Genomic DNA, 3637 nt, shown 5'->3' on the forward strand with positions numbered 1-3637 from the left:
TCGCTGCTGCCATTACTAAGATTGCCACAACCCATCCCTGGAAAAAAGCTTTCATGGCTTTAACAGTATATTTGACTATGTTTAAGTTTCTCATTAAACTTCAAAGGCAGATACTAAATTTCCGTAAAATTACAACTAGAAAAGATCCCCGACTTCTTTAAGAAGTCGGGGATCTGAACTTGAAGTTATAAGATTGTTTCCTTTATCTCCCCTATGACTCAAGCTCCCAACCCCAACCAAGAAACCAATATTTTAGGTAAATTCACGAGTGTACTTGGCTTGCTGGGTGCGGCGCTTTTCTTTGCAGGGTGGATTTACCGTTGGTCATATTTCTACTTTTTTCAGCTAGAAGTTAATACTCTCGACTTACCTGCACAGTCTTTTTTGATAGTTCCCCTGCAAATATTTCTTGGAGATGGTTGGGCAATATGCAAAACTGCGATCGCCTTTTTTATCGCTGCGATGCCTACGGCGGCAAGCTACGCAATTCAAGCTACATTATGGTTAATTAAAATCATCAGTGATACGGTAGTCTCTGCAAACCAATTGTTAGTGAATCGCATCATCTCTGCAACTCAACATAAACGCTCATGGACAGCTAAACAGCTTAAATCTCTGGCTGAATTTAATTCTGGACAACTGCGCTCAGTGGAGTTTCTGCGATCGCTAGTCAATGAAATAGTAATAGTATCCTGGGTATTAATTGTGATATTTTGGTTAGCTCGTTGGCAAGGCATTGCAGATGCCCGACGAGACGCGGGTCAAAACTCTACCTTGCCTGTTGTAGCGTTAATTACACCGGAAGAAAAATTTGCTGTAGGACGCAAACTTGATGATATATTTGCTGATCCGTCATTGAAAGGTTATCGCATAATTGGCGATCGAGGTCTATTCTATGACTTGCGACGGAGAGAAGATAATGATCTCAGCAATCCGAAGCAGCCGAGAGTCTGGCGCTTACTTTTAGAACGTGGCGGCTGGATTTATTTGTTTCGAGCATTGCCGCCAAATGCAAAACTTGATGAGTTACCCTCAGTGTTAGCTATTCAAGAAGCTGACAAGGGACATATCATTATTCGCAGTCCAGAAGTTTCTAAAACTAGTTCTCCTTGATATAGAAATCCTGCAACCCGCAGATCCCCGACTTCTTAAAGAAGTCGGGGATCTTGTTTCTTACGAATGATATCATGTCCGCATAAATAGTTATGCTAACCACAGTCATTACACCCCACCCCCAACCCCTCCCCGCTTGCGGGGAGGGGAGACAAAGCGTAGCTTTGGCGGGGTGGGGTTCTTCGAGTTTAATAAGCAATCAAGCGGACATGATATAATGCCCACCCTACAAGCTTGATATCAGGTGATCAAGCAATCATCTTCTCTAAAGCGATTTGCAAATCTTTTGTCAAGTCGCTTACACCTTGTCTAGCCGCCAAGCGATCGCCCTGACAATTTTTCCAGCGTTCGGTTACTGAAATTGGCTCCCCTACGGTGATTTGTGTCTCTCGCAAACCTAACCGAGGTCGCCCCGGAAGTGTTGTATCCTGAATTCTAGAAAGCATATCGAATACAAGCAAAGCTGTTTCCGCAAACCGTTCTGCCGTCGGTTGTTCCTGAATATAAGTAGCTGTGACAGCAACAAAACTTTCCACTATCCGCATGTGGCGCATTCGCAAGTCTGCTTCTTGAGCAATCCAGTCTGCCAAACCGCGTTTAAAGGCTGGTAAAGCATTGATATCTGGCAAATCTTCCCGATATATGTAATTCCAGCCAGCCTCTTCTAAGCGGCGACAGCGATCAATAGGATTTCCCTGTGCTTGAACTCCAAAATATTGCTCGGCAACTTGTAAAGCCTTATCTAGCAAGCGATAGAGTCGAGCAATTAATACCTGATTCGGACTAGCAGATTCATCAGTTGAGATAGCTTTAGGGATATCTTGATGATAGAAGCGACGATAAAATTCTTCCATCTCGGTAATCAGATATTCAGCCAATCTACAGAGGCGTTGATAGTAAATCTCTTCGCCCTCGCCTTGCTCAATTTCCATTGGCGATAAGCCACTATCAGCTTCTAACTTACTTAAAAGCCAATCCAGTTTAGACCAAGGTGGCTCAACGTAGCGATACTGGATAGCGATCGGTACAATAATTACAGTCTCAGTCCGATTGGCTTTGTGCAAGTCTTCTACACACCAAAACCCCATTTGAGCAACACCAGGTTCTAAGGGGCTAACAATACCACTATGACCATTTGTACCGCCTTCAGGTGCTACTGCGATCGGTAGTTCACCATTAGCAAACAACTCCCGTGCAGTTTGAATAGCTTGCCGATCTAGTCGCCTACCGCGATGAACCGGTACACCTCCTATCCGAGAAAACAACCAACCTAGCCACTTTCCAGCCCAAACCGTCATACCGCGATCGTAGAGAAAATAGCTGTGAACAAGCGATCGGAGTGTAATACCTTTCTGACGAGCAACCTTTGGCACAATGCGGGAAAGCAAATACAGCATACACAGGGGATCTTCTACCTCTGGGTGGCGAAATGCCAGCAAAAAGCGAATTTTTCCAGCCTGGAATTGTTGATAAAGTTCAGCTAATACCTCAACATTCTTGGCTTCAACACTGACAATACCAGCCGTTAGCCAAGGACGAGTGCGAAACCGTAGTGTGATCGGCAGCAACCACCGAACAATCTGGAGTACCACCGAGTTCAACCGTTGGGGAATGAATTTTAATGGTGGTTGAGTAGACTGAATCGATCTAGGCAAGTCGCTCTCCAGATTGTATTTCTAGCGATTGTACAACGTGGGATATTGGTTTTGCGTCAACCTAAAGAGAAGTCTAAGATAGGCAGGGAGTAGGGAATCAGCCTTTTCCAGTTGAGGGGGAGTTTTTTCACCCATCAAATAGGAGTCGTATAGAACCCATTTGATATTTATTCCAGAAACTAAAAGCCTTGCAGCTAGCTGGTTTTATCCCTGTTCTTGCAAAAAACAGTCAAGTTTAAGCAGGCTCTATCATTGATCGCAAAGTAAGGGCTTACTTCAAAGGCAAGCACCCCAGCAAAAAATGTCAAATGAGTTCTATACAAGAGGGCAATCGAATTTGGCTGAACTACGAGCTAAGTTAAAAATTTTATAGATTGATCGTCAGGATTTTTTTCTTGCTTTTTTTGTCGCTCAACACGACTGTATTGTAGGGTAATGTATCCGTTCCCAGCGGAATTGGCAGCTTAAAACTGGGGCTTTTATGATCGAGTTCGCCTAAATCAATGCTTTTCGTTATATCGCCATCTGTTGCCAGATAAGCGGTAAGTTCGCCTTTATAATCTTCAATTAAAAAGTCTCTAAAGAAAACGACTGCCCCACCCTCAGGATCTATACCAAGGATGACCGTACCTCTGAAAGTTGTGCCTTTTCGTTCTTCATCAACCGTTGCCACTGTGATTTCCGAGGGGTCTTGACCGGACTTATCTGCCATAAACTTTTTTCTCTTGCGAATTCTCAACAATTGAAAATGATTTTACCTTACGCTATGGGCGATCGCAAAACTCTCAAGACGTATTTCTGCATCGGTCTAAATGTATAGCCAAGAATCTATCCCACTAATAATATTTTGTTAATCCAAATGTGGACAG

General features: G+C 43.6%; 3 protein-coding genes. 1 reads left to right on the plus strand and 2 read right to left on the minus strand.

Annotation, left to right across the window (positions count from 1 at the left end):
- Nucleotides 1-213: 213 nt before the first annotated feature.
- Nucleotides 214-1113 (plus strand): hypothetical protein, encoded by a 900-nt coding sequence (locus VE944_RS19735; RefSeq protein ID WP_324980640.1) that lies wholly within the window; start codon nucleotides 214-216, stop codon nucleotides 1111-1113.
- 248 nt (nucleotides 1114-1361) lie between these two features.
- Here the strand turns inward: VE944_RS19735 and VE944_RS19740 are convergent, their stop codons facing one another.
- Together VE944_RS19740 and VE944_RS19745 are read right to left on the minus strand one after the other, a co-directional pair.
- Entirely contained in the window at nucleotides 1362-2768 is a 1407-nt protein-coding gene (locus VE944_RS19740) for a lysophospholipid acyltransferase family protein (RefSeq protein WP_324980643.1), read from the minus strand.
- A gap of 367 nt (nucleotides 2769-3135) precedes the next feature.
- On the minus strand, nucleotides 3136-3480 hold the full coding sequence (locus VE944_RS19745) for a hypothetical protein (RefSeq protein ID WP_324980645.1): 345 nt from the start codon (nucleotides 3478-3480) through the stop codon (nucleotides 3136-3138).
- Between the last annotated feature and the right edge of the window lie 157 nt (nucleotides 3481-3637).

The sequence above is a fragment of the Nostoc sp. genome (assembly GCF_035638895.1).
Lineage (GTDB): Bacteria > Cyanobacteriota > Cyanobacteriia > Cyanobacteriales > Nostocaceae > Nostoc.